Here is a 16,489-nt window from a genome sequence, read left to right on the forward strand (position 1 = left end):
TAAAATTTGGCATCACTTTAATATTGAGACTTAGTAAACCTCAGTAGGGCTGCCAGTTGGGCCCATAAGAATTATTTGCTCGCCTTCTCTTAAGTGTCTGCATAAATTAGTGGAGCCGCCGATTTCCAGCACAATAGTGGAAATAATTCCTTTTTTTTTGTCTACTTCAGTGCCGGTTACGGCTATACCTTCCATAGCAAGGTTTGTATTATTGGCTTTTCTGCTATTGGTTTCAAAATTTTGCAATCTAAAGAATTGCCCAGGCTTAAAATTCTTTGCCGCAAGTGGTGCTTTGATCACTATTTCCACAACTTTGTCTGTTAAATATTGAACTTTTATAACCTTTGCAGTGAATTGCTCTTTTATTTTATTGAAGAATTCTTTGTTAGCCAGGTCTTCAACACTTGACCACGCATTTTTTTTCTGGCCCACAACATCACACACTGGAATGACAGAAACGAAGCTATTAACTCCACTCAAAAGCTGGGAAATAATAGGGTAACCGTTCTTAGCACTTGCCATAGCTTTCACGACGCTGCCGCTATACGAAGGGTGAAGATCACCAAAAAAGCTGATTGTTTTATTGCCTTGCTTATACACTAATATTCTATCTTTATTTTGCATTTTTGGAGAAAATATTGGATCTATTTCTTTTCCCAATGAATTCAATTGAGTAAAATACCCATTACTTAATTTAAAATGCTTTTCATCTTCTGTTGCAACAACCGTATTTGGCTCAGTACCTGCTGCTATAAAAATAGAACGTGCTTTCATGCATTTGATTTCGCCGGATTTTGTGTCTATCAGTTTTATTGACTCAGCATGGTTATATTTATCCGTCACAACTTCAACTGGCTCTAAGTTTTCAATAAAGTAAATCCCTTCTGATAATGCGTTTTGCACCTCTTCGCTATTTAATCGATAACTTGGCGAGTCTTTCAGCTCTTTTCTATATATAACTTTCACTCCCCCAAGACTCTGCATTAACTCTAATATTTTTATTTCTCTACTCTCTTTTTTTGCTAATTCTTGCTCTGCTTGGATCAATTTTGCGTGCGATATGAGCTCATTCGCAATTTCGTGCTCTTCTTCTGTCCAATCTTTTTCAACACAGTCCTTTCCATACTTATCAACTAATATCTCATAACGAAGGAGAAATTTTTCTACTTGAATTGGATAATACGCTAAAGCTTCAGTGGCAGTGTCAATCGCAGTAAGCCCAGCCCCTATTACAACTATCGGCATACGAACTTGCAGATTTGCTATAGAATCAAATTTAAGAGCGCCAGTCAGTTGTAACGACATAAGAAAGTCAGATGCCATACGCACTCCACGAGCTAGTATATTCTTTATTTTGATCATTCGTGGCTTGCCAGAGCCAAGTGCTAGGGCGATGTGATCAAAACCCGAGTTGAACGCGTCATCAACATTAATCGTGCCACCAAAACGAATGCCTCCATAAAGTGCGAAATGCTCACGTCTTTCCAGCAGTAATCTAATAATCTTTAAGTAATTCTTATCCCACCGAGAAGTAATACCATATTCTGCCACCCCACCAAACCCTCCTGCCATGCGTTCACTCAATTTTTCGTGTTTGAAATCTTTAATTAGCTGGAAATTATCGATCAAAGGTTCAATCTTTAGTCCATCAATGGCGATAACGTTATGCCCATCATTCAACAAATGATGAGCTAAATTAAAACCAGCAGGACCAAGGCCTACAACTAGAACGTTTTTTCCGGTGTTTTCTCTTGGCAATGAACGCTGAAAATTTAAAGGATTCCAACGGCTGAGCAGAGAATATATTTCAAATCCGTACGGTAAACTGAGCACATCATCCAGAATCCTTGTTTCAATTGCTGGCACATTTACGGGTTCTTGTTTTTGATATATGCACGAATTCATGCAGTCATTGCATATTCTGTGTCCAGTAGCCGCGCATAATGGGTTATCTATCATCACAATTGCAAGACTTGCTATGCTGTACCCTTCGCTTTTCACCAGATTCATTTCTGATATTTTCTGCTCTAGTGGGCAGCCGTGCAGTTCAACTTTAAGTGGAGACTTTTTGAAAGTATTGTCATCATTAATTAGCCCCTTTGAGCAGCTATCCTTACTTTGCTTATGACAAAATATGCAGTAGTGAGCATTATCTAGTGCTTTATTCAAACTCACCTTTTTGCTTGTTAGATCAAAACCATATCGTCTTTTTACTTCATTTGAATACAGCACTTCAACTTTGTCTACTTCTTTTTTAGAAAATGCTATGAGGTTTTCGTGGTCGATTTTTTTATGAATACTGAATAATATACTCTGTTTATTTTTTACTCTCCACACTGCATATTGTGCTGCAAGTTCTATTTCTTCTTTGTGATTTTCTTTGTCTTCAAACCAATGCATCACCTGCTCAGCAAAATTTTTTTCTGTTGTCGGCAAAGTGAGAAAATGACTTAGTTTGTTAGTAATATCTATATTCGCTACATTAGTGTATTTCTTCAATGCATAGCGTTGGACAAATAACCTTTTGCACTTATATATTACAGCAAAGTCGTTGTGCTTTTTCTTTAGCTCCTCTATTTCTTTTTCAATATTGAAAAGTTTTGCAATAAATTCATCAAGTAAGTACGAAAGGTCTATTATTAACTGGCTATCTGTCATCCAAGTAGCTGACACTGAGATCCGTCCTTCTTGTTTTCTAGATCCCAGTGTCGAGCACTGGGATGACGGGGGGTGACACTGGGATGACGGGGGGTGACACTGGGATGATGGGAGGTGACACTGGGATGACATCGAAGAAGAAGCTGCTTTTTTTCTTGCTTCAATTAATGAACAAAACAAGCTTTCATCACATGATTTAATATAATTCAAAAATGTCTCATCTAATTTTATTAATCCATTGCGAGTATATAGATTAGAAAATGAGGTGTTGAAATTCAGTTGCATTGCTATACTATAAAGTGTACATGCTGTTTCTTACAGATGAAGATTTTATTTATTTTGCAGTACTGCTGAGATTGTTGCTTCTGCAACTTTTTCTTCGCTAACAGATGCAATACACCTAAATTTGTGTACACCTAAACACACACTTTGAATGTTAGCTTGAAGAATCAGTGTGTTCCCTGGAGTTACTGGCTTTCTGAATTTTGCATTTTCAATGGATCTCAAGTAAACAACTTTATTTTCTATTGTACCTTGACTTTCTTTACCAAGAACACATATTGCAGATGCTTGAGCTAGAGATTCAATTATCAAGACTCCCGGCATTATTGGATGACCAGGGAAATGGCCAATAAAAAATGGCTCATTGAAAGTCACATTTTTGATTGCTTTTATACTTTTGCCAGGGTTGCACTCTATAACTCTATCTACTAAGAGAAACGGATAAGAATGTGGTAATATTTTTATAATATCACTGATATTAAATTGCATAAGCCTACTCAATGCCTTTTAAAGCAAATTCAGGTATTTCCTTGTTTATATTGTTTAATACCATATCCGATAAATCAACTTTATCCATAGAGTATAAAACTTGGTTCTTTTTTGAAATAAATAGTACCAAATCTATGTTGTTTTTTTCTGCCGTTTTTTTAGCAACTTCTTTTATCTTGTTAAAAACACTCTCTACTGCATCTCTATAACTTTCTTCTAAATACAACATTTTTTTAGCGTAATTATCTCTAACGTTTACAGTGTGCTTATTAAACTGTTCTGTCTTTTCCTTTTTTGCTTCTTCTGACAAAAGTTCAAATTCTTCTTGTAGTCTAGAATTCTGCTCCTTTATTTGCTGTTGTATGTTTTGCAGAGCAAGGGACTCATTGATAACTTTATCACTATCAATAATGGCAGCCTTTGTGTTCTGAGGTTGATGTCCTACAAACTTATACCCCACAAATAAGGAAACAATTAAGGCAATAACTGATATAAATAACTGTATATATTTCATTCAAATCCCCGCTTCAATAGAAAATTTAACATTTGGTGATGGTATTATATCATAAGATTCCTTTACTAAAGGAAACCCGAAATCCAATCTAAGTCTACCAAAAGGAGAAGGCATTGAAAAGCCAAAACCTGGTGACACTCTTATAAGCTTACTATCATTATATGGATCTTTATATTTCCCATTTTTATCATCTAAGCCAAAAAGTGTTGCATAGTCAACAAATAATGAGCCTTTGATACCAGCATAGTCATATAGTTTTGGTAGTGGGAAATCTACTTGCTGTGTTAAATTAAAATAAGTTTTGCCTCCTAGTGAGCTTTTATTTTTGTCATTTGTTCTCGGTCCAATACCAGAGAGGTCAAATCCTCTAATTTCATTACCACCTTTAAAAAAGTGCTGGCCAATGTTTAGATCTTCATCGGTATAAGAAAAAATATGACCTGCCGCCATCTTAAAGCGTAATATTATGCTATCGTCAATTTTACTTAATATAGGATGCGTGTAAAAAGACAAGAACTCAGATTTTAGGAAGTTTACATTCCCTCCCAATCCTGAAATATCCTGACTTAAGCGCAGTAAATACCCTTCTTTTGGAGTATAGAGGTTATCCAGTTTATTATACGCTAATGTGTACCCTACTGATGAAATCTGATGTTCACCTTCTTGCCCCTTTATTATATCAGAGATGTCATTGTCTTTTTCACCCTTATTATCCATGTGTATACGGTTATACTTGTAAGAGTAGCGAATGGAATTAGTTAAGTTTTCTATAACTTTGTATGATAATTTTGTTGAAAATCCCATGTCACAACTATCGAAGCTAGTGTGTGGTTTATCTTGTTTTTCATAAAATACGCCCACACCTAGTGATGTATCAGAATCGTTAAAATTATTTTCAACAACCTCTATATTAGTAGAAAGTGAATATTTATTTTTCTCAAGAGCAAAAGAGAGCTCTTTACCACTACCAAATAAATTACGATCTGTGAAATCAGTTTTTACAAACGCTCCGCCAGGAAAGGACATACCTCCTGCTAAAGATAATGAGGCAGTTCTTTTTTCTTTAACATTTAAGTCAAGATTTACTGCATTGTCATTAACTCCGTAACTATTTACTTTTACTGTTTCAAAAAAATCACTACTCATTAGTTTTTTACGTGATTTTTGAATCTCAGATATATTGTACGCATCACCTTCTGCTATACTTAGCTTACTTCTGATCATCTTATCTAAAGTGCGATCATTACCATCAATTGTAATTTGATTTATATAAATCTTTTTACCTGGCAGCACTCTGTAGGTCACATCCACAACATTGTCACGTTGTGCATACTCTGGATTAACTTTTGCAAATATATATCCTTTCTCATTTAAATACTTGTTTATTTTTTCTACTGTATTATTAATTTTAACTCTATTAAATATCTTATCGTTTTCCTCTGTTATAAAGTCCAATATTTCTTCTTTTAGGCTCAAATCCTGAATTTCAGTTTCAATATTAACCTCATTATTTCCAAACAAATATTGCTGTCCTTCGTCAATCAAAAAAGTCAACTCTATTTGGTTGTTATTATTAACCTCAACAATCGGTTGAATATTATTTTGAATATATCCTTTAGATGAATAAAAAAGATCGAGCAATTCTGTGTTAATCAATAAATATTGTGGTGAATAACGAGTTCCGCCCTTAAACATGGCTCTAAATAACTTACTAAATATGTCATTACTATGCACTTTAATAGCTTGCTCTAGCTCGTTTTCAGAAAAGTTTTTGTTACCTATAAATCTTATATCCTTAATTTTAGAGGTTTTACCTTCTTTTATTTTGAAAATTAGATTGACCCTATTACTATCGAGCTTCTCCAACTCACATTCAATTTTAACGCCGACCTTACCGTTATTTCTATAAGTAGTGATTAAATTCATTAAATCGCTTTGCAATTTTGTTTCAGTGAAAATAGTTAGCGATTTTGACTGAATCACATTATTTAGTAACTCTTTGCTATTAAATAACTTATTACCCTTTAATATTATCTTGTTAATTAGTGGATTCTCTTGAATTTTTACTACTAAATTTTTTTCATCATCAACATAAGCGTTAACGCTAGCAAACAACTTTGTTTTATATAGATCTTTTATAATTGAATCTATACCATCGTCGTCTACATAACTACCAGGTTCTAACTTTATATAAAACCCTATTGTCTGGTTGCTTACCCTCTCATTACCAATACATTTGACATCTTTCACCTGCACTTTTTCCGCAGTTCCCAAAGCAATAAGCAGGGCAGGAAAAGAAATAAAAACCACTACCAGTATATAAAATAGCTTTTTCATATCTTGTCTTAAAAAAGATTCCTAATATCATTTGACATCCCAATTGCCATAAGCAAGAACAATACTGTAGCACCAAAAATAGCTGCATATTTTTGACATTTTAAACTTAAATCTCTACGTATAACTGCTTCTATAATATAACAAAATAAATGCCCACCATCCAGTAGTGGAATTGGTAGCAAGTTAATTGCAGCTAAATTAGCTGAAATAATTGCCATGAAATACACAACCATAATGAACCCCTTTTTAGCTGATTGCCCTGAATATTTTGCAATTTTTATTGGTCCACCTATTTCACTTGCACTTCTCTTACCAACGATAATTTGAAAGATAGCTTTGACTGTTAAGCACATAGTGTGGTAAGTTTCACTTACTGATAAGCTCACAGCCCCAAGAAAAGACGACTGCTTTAATGTATTAACTGAAATAATCCCTATAGTTTCTCTTTCTATTACGTTACCAAAAACATCTTTATCCTCAATTGTTAATGGAGTTAAGCTAGTCCTATGCTTCTCATTATTCCTGCTATACTCAATCTCCATTCTCGTCTTGGGGTTCGACATTATCACGCGTGAAATATCTTCAAAGTATTTTATTTTATGCTCATTGATTTGTGTAATAGTGTCACCTGGCAACAAACCAGCTTGCTTGGCTGCACTGCCTTCGATTACATTTCCAATCACCGGTGGAGTGCGATAATAGCCTGCCATGCTAAAAAATATTGTAAATGCTATAACAGCGAGTACCATGTTTGCAAATGGTCCTGCAAAAACTACTGCTGCTTTTTTATGTCGCGGTTTTGTATGAAATGAATATAATCTTTCTTCTTCAGTTAATTCTTTTTGATCGCCCGGAACGCTTGCTGCATTAGTATCCCCTAGCATTTTAACGTAGCCACCCAGTGGAACAGCGCTTAATTTCCATCTAGTTCCAGACTTATCGTTAAAACCAAAAATTTCAGGACCAAAACCTATAGAAAAAGATTCAACTTTAACTTTGCATGCTTTGGCAACAACATAATGCCCATATTCATGCACGAATACTATGACAGAAATGATTAAAGAAAATGATAAAAAATAATATATTCCATCGCTAAATTGATGGATAAGATTAGAAATTAATTCCACCTGTATATTTAGATCTTAACAAAATGTTAAGTATATTAAAACGCGCCTCGCTTGACAAGCATTTAGTTTAACTTTTAAATTAAAAAAAGTTTAATTGTAATGACAGATACCTCACTACTCAGAAGAAAATTAATATATAGAAGCTGGCATAGGGGTTGCAAAGAAACCGATATACTTTTAGGGCATTTCGCATTGAAATATCTTGATAAATTTTCCTTAAGCGAACTAATCGAATACGAAAAAATAGTTGATCTTGATGATTACGAATTATATTGTTACATAACTCGTAAGATAACCCTCCCTCCTGGCTTGAATAGTCAGATAGTCAATTTAATTGCTTGCTTTATTGAAGCTAATCCTTTATGCACTCAAGATTAGTGATAATCTTATTTACCTTATCTAGTACCTCAGTATATTCTATTCTTTTCTCGTTTCTATACTTTTCGCGCTCTTGATTTACTTCATCTAATCGCTTTGTTAATTCTAAAATTTTATCCTCAAGAATTAGTGCTGCAAGTAAGAAATTTAATGCATCCGAACCCTTACCTCCAGTTTTTTGAGATACAGAACTAACTAACTTGTCAAAACTATTAGCAAGGCGTAATAAATGGTTCCCCTTCCCACTTTCGCAAGATATTTTATATGTGTTATTACGTATAACTATTTCTACTACTTGCATATGGTGCTAAAAATTTCTATCGTACAGTATAAACTCAAACCCCTACTTTCATCTTATTTATGGTATAAATTTTTATTCATTTATCAAATCAGATAATTTTTTACTGCTACGAAAATATGTTTTAAAGTATTGATTCTTTGTAAACTTCTGTAACATTAAATGGCTTGTTTCTTTCAAGTTATAACTTCTAACTGAAAAAGAACCAAACCCCCTAATTTCAACTCTATTATGATGTTTCAATGTGCTTGAAAGTATCCCAAAAAATCTATCAACTATAGCTGCTATAACAATCTTATCCAAAAAAGGATGTCTTTTTGCTACCCTCACTATTATATCAGACTTTGTTGCCATTTATATGAAGCCAAAATAAGTAAACCTTATCACTTAGCAGATAATGCTATGTTATATTCTTCAACACCCAATACTTCAACTTCTATTTTTTCTGATATAGAGAACTTTTTATTTTCCGGTAAATGCTCTTGATCTATTAGAAGGGTTACATCGTTCTCAACTTCAACGACTAGTCCATTATCTTCTCTCTTACCTACAATAACCTGTATTTTATCACCTACCTTAACTTTCTTTATCAGTTCTTCAAGAGGATCATACTCTATTTGTTTTATTCCAAGATAAATTCTTGCCAGATTCACGTTAGCCCTTATTACTTTTGCTTCTATTTTATCACCTACATTATACTTCTTTATCTCATCTGAACCATTTTTAGACCAACTAAAATCTTTCACATATATTGTCCCTTCTACGTTTTCATCTATTTCAGAGTCATTGAAAGCAACAGATACATATGAGCCGGTATTATTCTTCACTTCACCAGAAACAATAGAACCAGGAGGATATTTATTGATAAATACTTGCCAAGGGTTGTCTACACACCTTTTCATGCTTAAACTCATCCTACTCTTAGCAATGTCAATACTGAGAATTTTTACATATACTTCTTGTCCCCTTGTTACGAGGCTACTAACTGGTAAATTACTCTTAACCCAAGTTATTTCCGACGAGTGCACTAAACCTTCAATTCCAGGTCTAAGCTCAACAAACAATCCATAATCTTCTATGCTTGTTACATAACCCTTATGCACACTATCAACTGGATATTTTGACTCTGCATCTTGCCAAGGGCTATCTTCTAGCTGCTTCACACCCAAGGAAATTTTAGCATTTTCCTTATCTATTTTTATAATTTTAACTTTTATAGTCTGACCACAAGTAAAAACTGCAGATGGATGACTTACTCTACTCCAAGACATATCTGTAATATGTAGCAATCCATCTATAACTCCCACTGTATCTGATTCGTGAATACCGACAAATACACCGTAATGAGTGATGCTTTTTATTTTTCCTTCTATTACATCACCTTCATTTAAAGATCCTAAAAATTTAATTTTTTCACCAGCGTGCAATTTTTCTAACACCAGCTTTCTTGATACTACAATATTACCTTGCTTCTTATCCATTTTAAGCACGATGAACTTTTGTTCAGTTTCAATAAGGTGCTTCGCATCTTTTACTTGCTTCAAATCCACATGACTCAGCGGTAAAAAAGCGCTTATTCCGTCACCAAGATCAACAATAAAGCCACATTTAATTGAGCGTTTAATAACTCCGCTTACTTCAGCCCTTGTAACTGTATCTTCTTCCAACTTATTCCATTTTTCGTCCCTAATTGCTTTTTCACGACTAAGAACAACATTACCATGATAATCTTCAATTCTTTCCACATAAACTCTAATTTTCGAGCCAATAATGACCTCATCATTACAACCGAGTTCCTTGATCAGAATTCTCCCGTCAGATTTTAAACCAATATCAACCACAACGTCGTTAGGGTTTATTCTTGTAATTACACCTTCTACTACATCTCCTTCTTTAATTTTGTTAACAAAAGAATCTTCAAACAAGGCATTATCTTGATCCTCAAATTGGCCTTGACATATCTCTTCTATAAACTTGTTTGATGATAGCTTTCTGATAGTAACCGGTAGATTTACAACTGGATCATTATTATTCATGCAATGTGACCTTTAATTTAAACTTTATTAGAACTCATATATTATATAATATTAACAATTATTGACAAGTAATTTTTCGTTAACTCATTTCGAGAATTGTTTAAGCTATATAAAATATAGTGAGAAAATTATATATGTATCAAGAATATGCTATTTAAGAATAGCAAGTGGATTAGATCGTTCTCCAGAAGGTCCAGGTTAAAACCTGATGTTGATGAAATATTGGAAAAATATTCTATTCAAAACAGCAAGGAATCTATAGAGAAGATTATAAATTCACAAAAAAGAATATGGGTAGAAATAGGCTTTGGCAACGGTGAAAATATGCTTTACCAGGTGCTCAATGAACCTGATCTATTATTTATAGGATGTGAGCCCTACTTAAAGGGGGTTTCTCGCTTGCTAACAAACATAGAAATACAGAACATAAAAAATATTTTAATATGGACAGAAGATGCAAGAGAATTGATTGCAAATTTTCCTGACAACAGTGTTGAAAGATTCTTTATTCTCTTTCCAGATCCATGGCCAAAAAGAAGTCACAATAAAAGACGATTAATTAATACGGAATTTTTAAATTTATTAGCAAAAAAAATACTTATAACAGGGGAAATATTCATTGCAACTGATCATCAGGACTATGCAGAGTGGATAGCATCGCATATAAAGCAGTGTAACTCTTTAATCTATAGGGAAGACGATTTCACAAGTTATACTCTTACAAAATACCACAGAAGAGCGCTCAAAGATCAGCGTAAAGTGAGGTTCTTTAAAGTAAGTAAACTTCTTGCATAACCCAAACTAAGTAGAAAAAGGTATCATCCAAGTAGCTGACACTGGTTCCTTTATGACGGCAGTGCCCAGACTACTTGGATCCAGAAGACTTAATTTCAACCAAGTGGCTGCATAATACCGTCATACCGCGATTCATTCGCGGTATCTCTAGATCCCGCTAACAAGCAGCGGGATGACGATTGTCAGGCTAGCCTGTCATCCAAGTAGCTGACACTGGTTTCCATCCAAGAGGGCAGTAGCCCCTTCCATACGCGTCAAGTTAAGGAAAAGGGTAAGAAAATTCAATGAACTTAAGGTGGATACTCTAGTTTTTCTATATCTATCTTTCACAGAAAATTGTGACCAGTCTGTGGTAAGTTTTTTCAGGAAAATTCTCAAATTATTAATTTTACTGCTTAACGCTAAAAACAACTCCCTAATCCTTCTTTTTAATTCAATGAATGCCTTTGTTAAACTCAGCTCTGTATTCTCTTTCAGTTTTATACAACCAACTATTCCATGAAATATAAGAATTGCGCACAATTTAGCGTATAGTTCACATAATACTCTGTATGGTTTTCCTTTAAGTTCGTCAAGCCTGATGTGACTCTTATACAATTTAAATAATAATTCAATCTGCCATCTTACCCTGTAAACTGTTAATACTTGTTCAGCGCTGATTTTACTCTCTGGAACGTTAGTTATGAATATCGACCAATCCAGCAATTTTTGATTCTTTTGAGAAGATGTATATCCATGTGATTTTGCTAACTTATTAGCCCTTCTTCTTCTAATTATAGACTGTTCTTCAGTTAATTTTTGACATATAATTCTCACTTTAATTTTTACTTCTTTTCCTAATAGCACTTCCATCTCTAGAAGGGATTGACCTTCTAAACATTCCAACAACTCTATTTTTTGATTTGTTTCTATATCATATATATTGGTATCAGACTTATAACGACTAACAAAATATGCACCTGCTTCATCAATCTGTTTAAAAGAACTAGGCACAAAGTAGCACAAATCAAATATTAGCAAATCATTGGCTGATAAACCGTTCAGATAATCCCTATAACCTTGATCCGACCTTATTCCTTCTATTAAATTTAACTTATCTAGCGCTTGGTTCAGGTAATCAAAGACTAACTGCAGCTTTATTCCTGATTTGGTATTACTCTCACAATCTCTATAGCTACTCCCATATCCTTTGTACATATCTTCCATGCTACTGGGCAGGCTAATATAGCTACTATCCAATAGCTTAATGCTTCTAAATTGCTTCAAAATTCTGCAATCAACCTGTAAGCTGTTTTTAAATAAAACTAAAGATTCATTATACATTCTTTTCATAAATTCCACTGCTTCTTCAGTAAATCTAAAATCCAAACCCTGTTTTGTAATTTCTATCGAGTCTTCATTTAGCAATTGGCACATTGTTTCTATGCTGCAATCACCAACTCCTATGTTACCAAAAACCATAGCTTTTATGAATGATGAGCCATTAAGTTTTCTCTTTCTTTTTATAAAACCTACTGCAATTGATATTTCGTCTGCTTTTTCATTAAAGAATTCATTGAGGTCTTTTGATAAGCAAGCTATTCTGTCCATTGTAAGTTCTCTCATTCACATATCCAAGAGAACTTATACCTTATTCTTTTCCTTCACTCTATCAATTTTACTTACACTTTTCCTTAACTTGACGCGTATGGTTTATTTAACACTCCCACTGCTGAGGTTTTTATGGGTTTTCTCAATTTTGTTGGAGCTCTTGTATGGCTTCTCTAAAATTTTGTCCACAGAGCCTAAAGTTAGGTACTTCCTTCAAAAATATTTTTTCCACAGAACTGTTGTGTTTTCCATCTGACAGTTTTACCTCACACGCTTTCAAGACTATAAAACTCATTTAGCTGATCAGAGCTTAAGCGATATCTTTATAATTAAAAGCTTTACATCCAATAGGATCATTTTCTTTTTTAGCACTATAGTAGTTTCTAACACCATGGCTTAACTGCTTCGAATAATCAAAATTAAATGCTCCATCATCAAATGATTCTTCCTTTAGATTCCTAAACCAATGTTTTATTTCTTGTTCCTTTGCATGCTCTGGTGGTACTGATGAAGATTTCTCAGGATGTTGTGCTGTGCTATGGCATGACAAACACGAAGATTTTTTATTATCTATTGGACCATTAAGTCTACCTAAATACCCTAAAGAATTTTTCACAACATCCGGATTTATCCAACATTCTAATAACCTTTTTCCGATTATATAATCTGCCGTAAAATAATTAGTGTCGTTACCCCAAGCAATACCCATTAACTTCATATTCAACCATGGATTTTTATTATTTATGGTACAATCATAAATAAACGTACCTGCAACCCATCCTGTTTCTTCTGATCTCTTATCTTTGACTAAAAAGTCAATTTGAAATAATCTCAGTTGCTTAAATACCTTTGGAGTTCCTTTTTCAGATTGATTAATATAGCTAGTCCAAGAGATACTGTTTTTAAGAGTTGGAATATCGTTCTGTGTTGCTTCTGTAAATACTAATTTTGCACTTACTGTACCATCTAAGAATTTAGCTTTAGTAATATCAGGATTGTTTATATCTTGCCATACCCGTCCATATGTATAAGCTCCTCGCTCATTAACAATAGAAATTGCCCAATTCTGTAGATAGATTTGATTGCTGTGTAATTCACCAGACTTAAAGGATCTTTCTCTTGTTAAACCATTAACAAATTCTCTACCAGTTATCCCATAATGCATCCATGGTGCATGATACCAATTAGCAACCTTATTACAATGTAAATCAAAATCACAGTTAATATTTCCGTCATATATGTATTTTAAAATTGTGTAAGCGTATTTTTGTGGTTCCTCTTTAAATGATATATATTCCCACGGGTTTTTTGCATTACTAATTTCAGTTGGGTAATCAGTCTTAATCCTAAAAACCTTACCATTATAACCTGAAGGTACTTTATCACATGAAGATATAACTGCTCCGTCAGCATATGTGAAACTACTATTTAGTATCAAAAGCGATAAGATTAATAAACTCCTAGCTTGTACTTTAAACCCTATATAATGTCTCTGATTTTTGCTGAGATTAAATCTTTTCATAGATATTGCCCTTCCTCAAATTTCTTACGAACCGTCCTTTAAATTAACTATTCCTATAATAAAAGTAAACCAAAAATTTTGTTTATGTAAATTCAGCTTTGTTGCACAACCATTTATAGAGTAGATAGGTAAAAGAAATCCATGTAGCAAATTCAAAAGAAAGCGTACCAATGCCAGTGAAGTTTATTGAAGTAAAATGGGTATAGAAAGAAAAAAATATAAATTCTCTAAAAAATACAAAAATTAGGAAAATTATACTTGCATTATCTTTTATTCGTGTTATGTTTATCGTACATAATATCTTTACAGACTGGGGGCAAGTATGTTAACTAGAGATATTCCAGAGCCTGAGCAGGTTTCTAGTGCGAAAACAAATCCAGAAATAAATGAAACATTGGAAGGGTTACCAAAAAAGCTAGAGAAAGAGGAAAGGGATGATGAGTACGAGCTTATAAAAAAACATCTTTTTTCACTTGATTCTCGTCTTTTAATCGATAGTAAGCTATCATTTCAGGGTATAGTCTGTACATGGATTGCTTGCACACCTGATTTAACAGACAGTCAAAAGAAGTTAAATAGAGAATTACTAAACATTCTTAAAGGTTTAGATCCATGTTATTATAATCCAAAAGAAGATAGGCATTGTGAGTACTATGTTAAGAAATTTACAGAATTCTTACGAAACAACAGGGACAATCAAGATCTCAAAGCTGTTCTTAACCTTAAGAGAGGAGAGTCTGGATTAACAGTATTACACGTAGTATCATCTGTAGGTAATACAACTAAAGAATATAATGAAACTGTAGATTTACTCTTAGAAGCAGGGGCTAATCCTGATATACAGAATAATAAAGGAAAGACACCACTGCATTATACTGATGTGCTTGCTAGTGTAGCTTCTCTCTTAAAAGGGAAAGCTAATCCTAATATACAGGATAACGAAGGAGAAACACCCTTGCATTATGCGGCTAGTATTGGTCATACCAACTATGTGAATTTGCTCCTAGAGAAAAAAGCTAATCCTAACATACAGAATAGAAAAGGTGGAACGCCACTGCAAGTTGCAATTGATAATCATCACTACTATATTGAGGAGTGCTTTTTCACTGACAACCAAAAGAATTTAAGTAAAGAATTATATTCTATCCTTGATAAATGTTTTGATGCATATGAGAATTGTATATGGAGTAAAGATAAAGATCGTTCAGGTTATGTCGCTAACTTCATTAACTTCACTAAAAGTCTAAAAGAGTTTCTGGATAAACACAGAAATAGTGAAGATCTGAAAATAATTTTCAGTATTCGAGACGCAGGAGGTGGATCAAGAGTGCTTAATCATGCTAGGTATATTGATAAAAAAGTAGTAGATTTACTTTTATCAGCAGGGGCAGTCGATCCGTGCAAAGAAGGAGGTTCGCTTTTAGATTGCGGTGGATCTTTTTATAATGTGGGAGAAAAGTATCGTGTAAAATCTATTTTATGGAGTACACCAAATCAGGTAAAGTTGAATGAATTTTTAGGTAAGGTATCTAAAGCCCAAGGTATGTATAAACTAGGAGAAGTTGTAAATGAAGCTATAAAATCTGGAGTACGGTTTGATTTTTCTCAACGACTTTCTCAAGATGAAAAAGCATATAATTTTATAGATTGTGTAATGAAAAGAATTGGTGAATTAGAGAAGAATCCTAAAGTCGCTAGTGACATAATATGTAAATTGGTATCAAGAGGAGCAGTCTTTGGTAATAAAGTTGATATTGATGTAATTGATACACTGGATGAATTTAAAGATCACAAAGCTAATATGATAAAAGCTTATGCAGACTATATTAGCAATGCTCACAAGTTTATTGAAGTTGCGAAAAGTGCAACCAGTAGTGAGCTGAATGATGTAAGAATAGGTAACTCTACTTTTTACTTAGAATACTCAGAGGACAGCAAAATAGATGTTGCAAAGATTACAGATGGAGCAAGGAATTTAGGGCTAACTCAAGGAGAGATAGAATACGGAAGAGATATAATAAAGATCGGTAAAAGTGAAGTAGAAATTATAACGCAAAATGGTATAAGGAATTACACAGACCTTGCGGATAATAGTGATATAGTATTAACTTTCTATATTAGTGAGGGAGAATTAGAGGTTAGATTATATCCTGATATGCGAAATAAAGACCTAATAAGGGTAGAGATGAACAATCAAGGTCTGCTGGAGCGATTAAAAAATTGTGACGAAAAAATAGGCAAGAATTGCTTACTTGGCGGGTTACCAGTTAATCAAGCCATAGAACAAGGGTTTTTTGTCAGGTCTGGGAAATTGATGCGTTCTGAAACAATGAGTCAATCTAATGGAAAAACAGAAGAGAGTTGGTGTGAAAAAATAAGCAAAGCCTCAAACTCAGAACAAACAACAAGCCGTGCATGAGATAAAATGGATGGTGCTATCAGGTTAATGGCTTAAGAGATATT

General features: G+C 33.7%; 12 protein-coding genes and 1 pseudogene. 3 read left to right on the top strand and 10 right to left on the bottom strand.

Translation table 11 applies throughout. The features are described 5' to 3' along the window. Positions 1-30 precede the first annotated feature (30 nt). Genes OPR57_RS00535 through rseP form a run of 5 tightly spaced genes read right to left on the bottom strand, consistent with a single transcriptional unit; the run spans position 31 to position 7,407 of the window. Positions 31-2,943, bottom strand: a complete 2,913-nt coding sequence (locus OPR57_RS00535) for an FAD-dependent oxidoreductase (RefSeq protein WP_265036654.1) — start codon at positions 2,941-2,943, stop codon at positions 31-33. 45 nt (positions 2,944-2,988) lie between these two features. Beyond that, positions 2,989-3,429: a 3-hydroxyacyl-ACP dehydratase FabZ gene (gene fabZ / locus OPR57_RS00540; protein WP_265036655.1), complete on the bottom strand. Its 441-nt coding sequence runs from the start codon at positions 3,427-3,429 to the stop codon at positions 2,989-2,991. A gap of 4 nt (positions 3,430-3,433) precedes the next feature. Next, positions 3,434-3,943 (bottom strand): OmpH/Skp family outer membrane protein, encoded by a 510-nt coding sequence (locus OPR57_RS00545; RefSeq protein ID WP_265036657.1) that lies wholly within the window; start codon positions 3,941-3,943, stop codon positions 3,434-3,436. Then, positions 3,944-6,280 carry an outer membrane protein assembly factor BamA gene (bamA, locus tag OPR57_RS00550; RefSeq protein WP_320157497.1) on the bottom strand — a complete coding sequence of 779 codons (2,337 nt, stop codon included), beginning with the start codon at positions 6,278-6,280 and terminating at the stop codon, positions 3,944-3,946. It abuts the gene before it with no gap. A gap of 8 nt (positions 6,281-6,288) precedes the next feature. Beyond that, the gene (rseP, locus tag OPR57_RS00555; protein ID WP_265036662.1) at positions 6,289-7,407 is read right to left on the bottom strand and encodes an RIP metalloprotease RseP; all 1,119 of its coding nucleotides are present in this window, start codon (positions 7,405-7,407) and stop codon (positions 6,289-6,291) included. A 99-nt stretch (positions 7,408-7,506) separates the two neighbouring features. Between rseP and OPR57_RS00560 the strand changes: the two genes are divergently transcribed. Then, a complete protein-coding gene (locus OPR57_RS00560) occupies positions 7,507-7,785 on the top strand; it encodes an FAD assembly factor SdhE (protein ID WP_265036665.1) in 279 nt (92 codons plus the stop codon). On the opposite strand, the gene OPR57_RS00565 is transcribed toward OPR57_RS00560, so the two are convergent. The 3 genes from OPR57_RS00565 to OPR57_RS00575 form a co-directional block, all read right to left on the bottom strand. After that, the gene (locus tag OPR57_RS00565) at positions 7,760-8,086 is read right to left on the bottom strand and encodes a cell division protein ZapA (RefSeq protein ID WP_010082086.1); all 327 of its coding nucleotides are present in this window, start codon (positions 8,084-8,086) and stop codon (positions 7,760-7,762) included. The two genes, OPR57_RS00560 and OPR57_RS00565, sit on opposite strands and share 26 nt — an antisense overlap. 72 nt (positions 8,087-8,158) lie before the next feature. Next, on the bottom strand, positions 8,159-8,437 hold the full coding sequence (locus OPR57_RS00570) for an HU family DNA-binding protein (protein WP_265036667.1): 279 nt from the start codon (positions 8,435-8,437) through the stop codon (positions 8,159-8,161). Between the two features lie 29 nt (positions 8,438-8,466). Further along, the gene (locus tag OPR57_RS00575; protein ID WP_265036669.1) at positions 8,467-10,119 is read right to left on the bottom strand and encodes a 30S ribosomal protein S1; all 1,653 of its coding nucleotides are present in this window, start codon (positions 10,117-10,119) and stop codon (positions 8,467-8,469) included. A 147-nt stretch (positions 10,120-10,266) separates the two neighbouring features. Between OPR57_RS00575 and trmB the strand changes: the two genes are divergently transcribed. Then, entirely contained in the window at positions 10,267-10,914 is a 648-nt protein-coding gene (gene trmB / locus OPR57_RS00580; RefSeq protein ID WP_265036671.1) for a tRNA (guanosine(46)-N7)-methyltransferase TrmB, read from the top strand. A 267-nt stretch (positions 10,915-11,181) separates the two neighbouring features. Here trmB and OPR57_RS00585 read toward each other — a convergent pair. Together OPR57_RS00585 and OPR57_RS00590 are read right to left on the bottom strand one after the other, a co-directional pair. Then, a pseudogene (locus tag OPR57_RS00585) lies at positions 11,182-12,504 on the bottom strand (IS4 family transposase); the annotation flags it as partial. A gap of 310 nt (positions 12,505-12,814) precedes the next feature. Then, positions 12,815-14,026 (bottom strand): hypothetical protein, encoded by a 1,212-nt coding sequence (locus OPR57_RS00590; RefSeq protein ID WP_265036673.1) that lies wholly within the window; start codon positions 14,024-14,026, stop codon positions 12,815-12,817. A 322-nt stretch (positions 14,027-14,348) separates the two neighbouring features. Between OPR57_RS00590 and OPR57_RS00595 the strand changes: the two genes are divergently transcribed. Continuing rightward, a complete protein-coding gene (locus tag OPR57_RS00595) occupies positions 14,349-16,445 on the top strand; it encodes an ankyrin repeat domain-containing protein (RefSeq protein ID WP_265036675.1) in 2,097 nt (698 codons plus the stop codon). Positions 16,446-16,489 lie beyond the last annotated feature (44 nt).

The sequence above is a fragment of the Wolbachia endosymbiont (group A) of Anomoia purmunda genome, assembly GCF_947251545.1.
Classification (GTDB): Bacteria; Pseudomonadota; Alphaproteobacteria; order Rickettsiales; family Anaplasmataceae; genus Wolbachia.

What these genes read in the sequence shown, in the direction of transcription:
- OPR57_RS00535 (WP_265036654.1), bottom strand. Translation starts at nt 2,943, where the DNA reads ATGCAACTGAATTTCAACACCTCATTTTCTAATCTATATACTCGCAAT.
- fabZ (WP_265036655.1), bottom strand. Translation starts at nt 3,429, where the DNA reads ATGCAATTTAATATCAGTGATATTATAAAAATATTACCACATTCTTAT.
- OPR57_RS00545 (WP_265036657.1), bottom strand. Translation starts at nt 3,943, where the DNA reads ATGAAATATATACAGTTATTTATATCAGTTATTGCCTTAATTGTTTCC.
- bamA (WP_320157497.1), bottom strand. Translation starts at nt 6,280, where the DNA reads ATGAAAAAGCTATTTTATATACTGGTAGTGGTTTTTATTTCTTTTCCT.
- OPR57_RS00560 (WP_265036665.1), top strand. Translation starts at nt 7,507, where the DNA reads ATGACAGATACCTCACTACTCAGAAGAAAATTAATATATAGAAGCTGG.
- OPR57_RS00565 (WP_010082086.1), bottom strand. Translation starts at nt 8,086, where the DNA reads ATGCAAGTAGTAGAAATAGTTATACGTAATAACACATATAAAATATCT.
- OPR57_RS00570 (WP_265036667.1), bottom strand. Translation starts at nt 8,437, where the DNA reads ATGGCAACAAAGTCTGATATAATAGTGAGGGTAGCAAAAAGACATCCT.
- OPR57_RS00575 (WP_265036669.1), bottom strand. Translation starts at nt 10,119, where the DNA reads ATGAATAATAATGATCCAGTTGTAAATCTACCGGTTACTATCAGAAAG.
- trmB (WP_265036671.1), top strand. Translation starts at nt 10,267, where the DNA reads ATGCTATTTAAGAATAGCAAGTGGATTAGATCGTTCTCCAGAAGGTCC.
- OPR57_RS00590 (WP_265036673.1), bottom strand. Translation starts at nt 14,026, where the DNA reads ATGAAAAGATTTAATCTCAGCAAAAATCAGAGACATTATATAGGGTTT.
- OPR57_RS00595 (WP_265036675.1), top strand. Translation starts at nt 14,349, where the DNA reads ATGTTAACTAGAGATATTCCAGAGCCTGAGCAGGTTTCTAGTGCGAAA.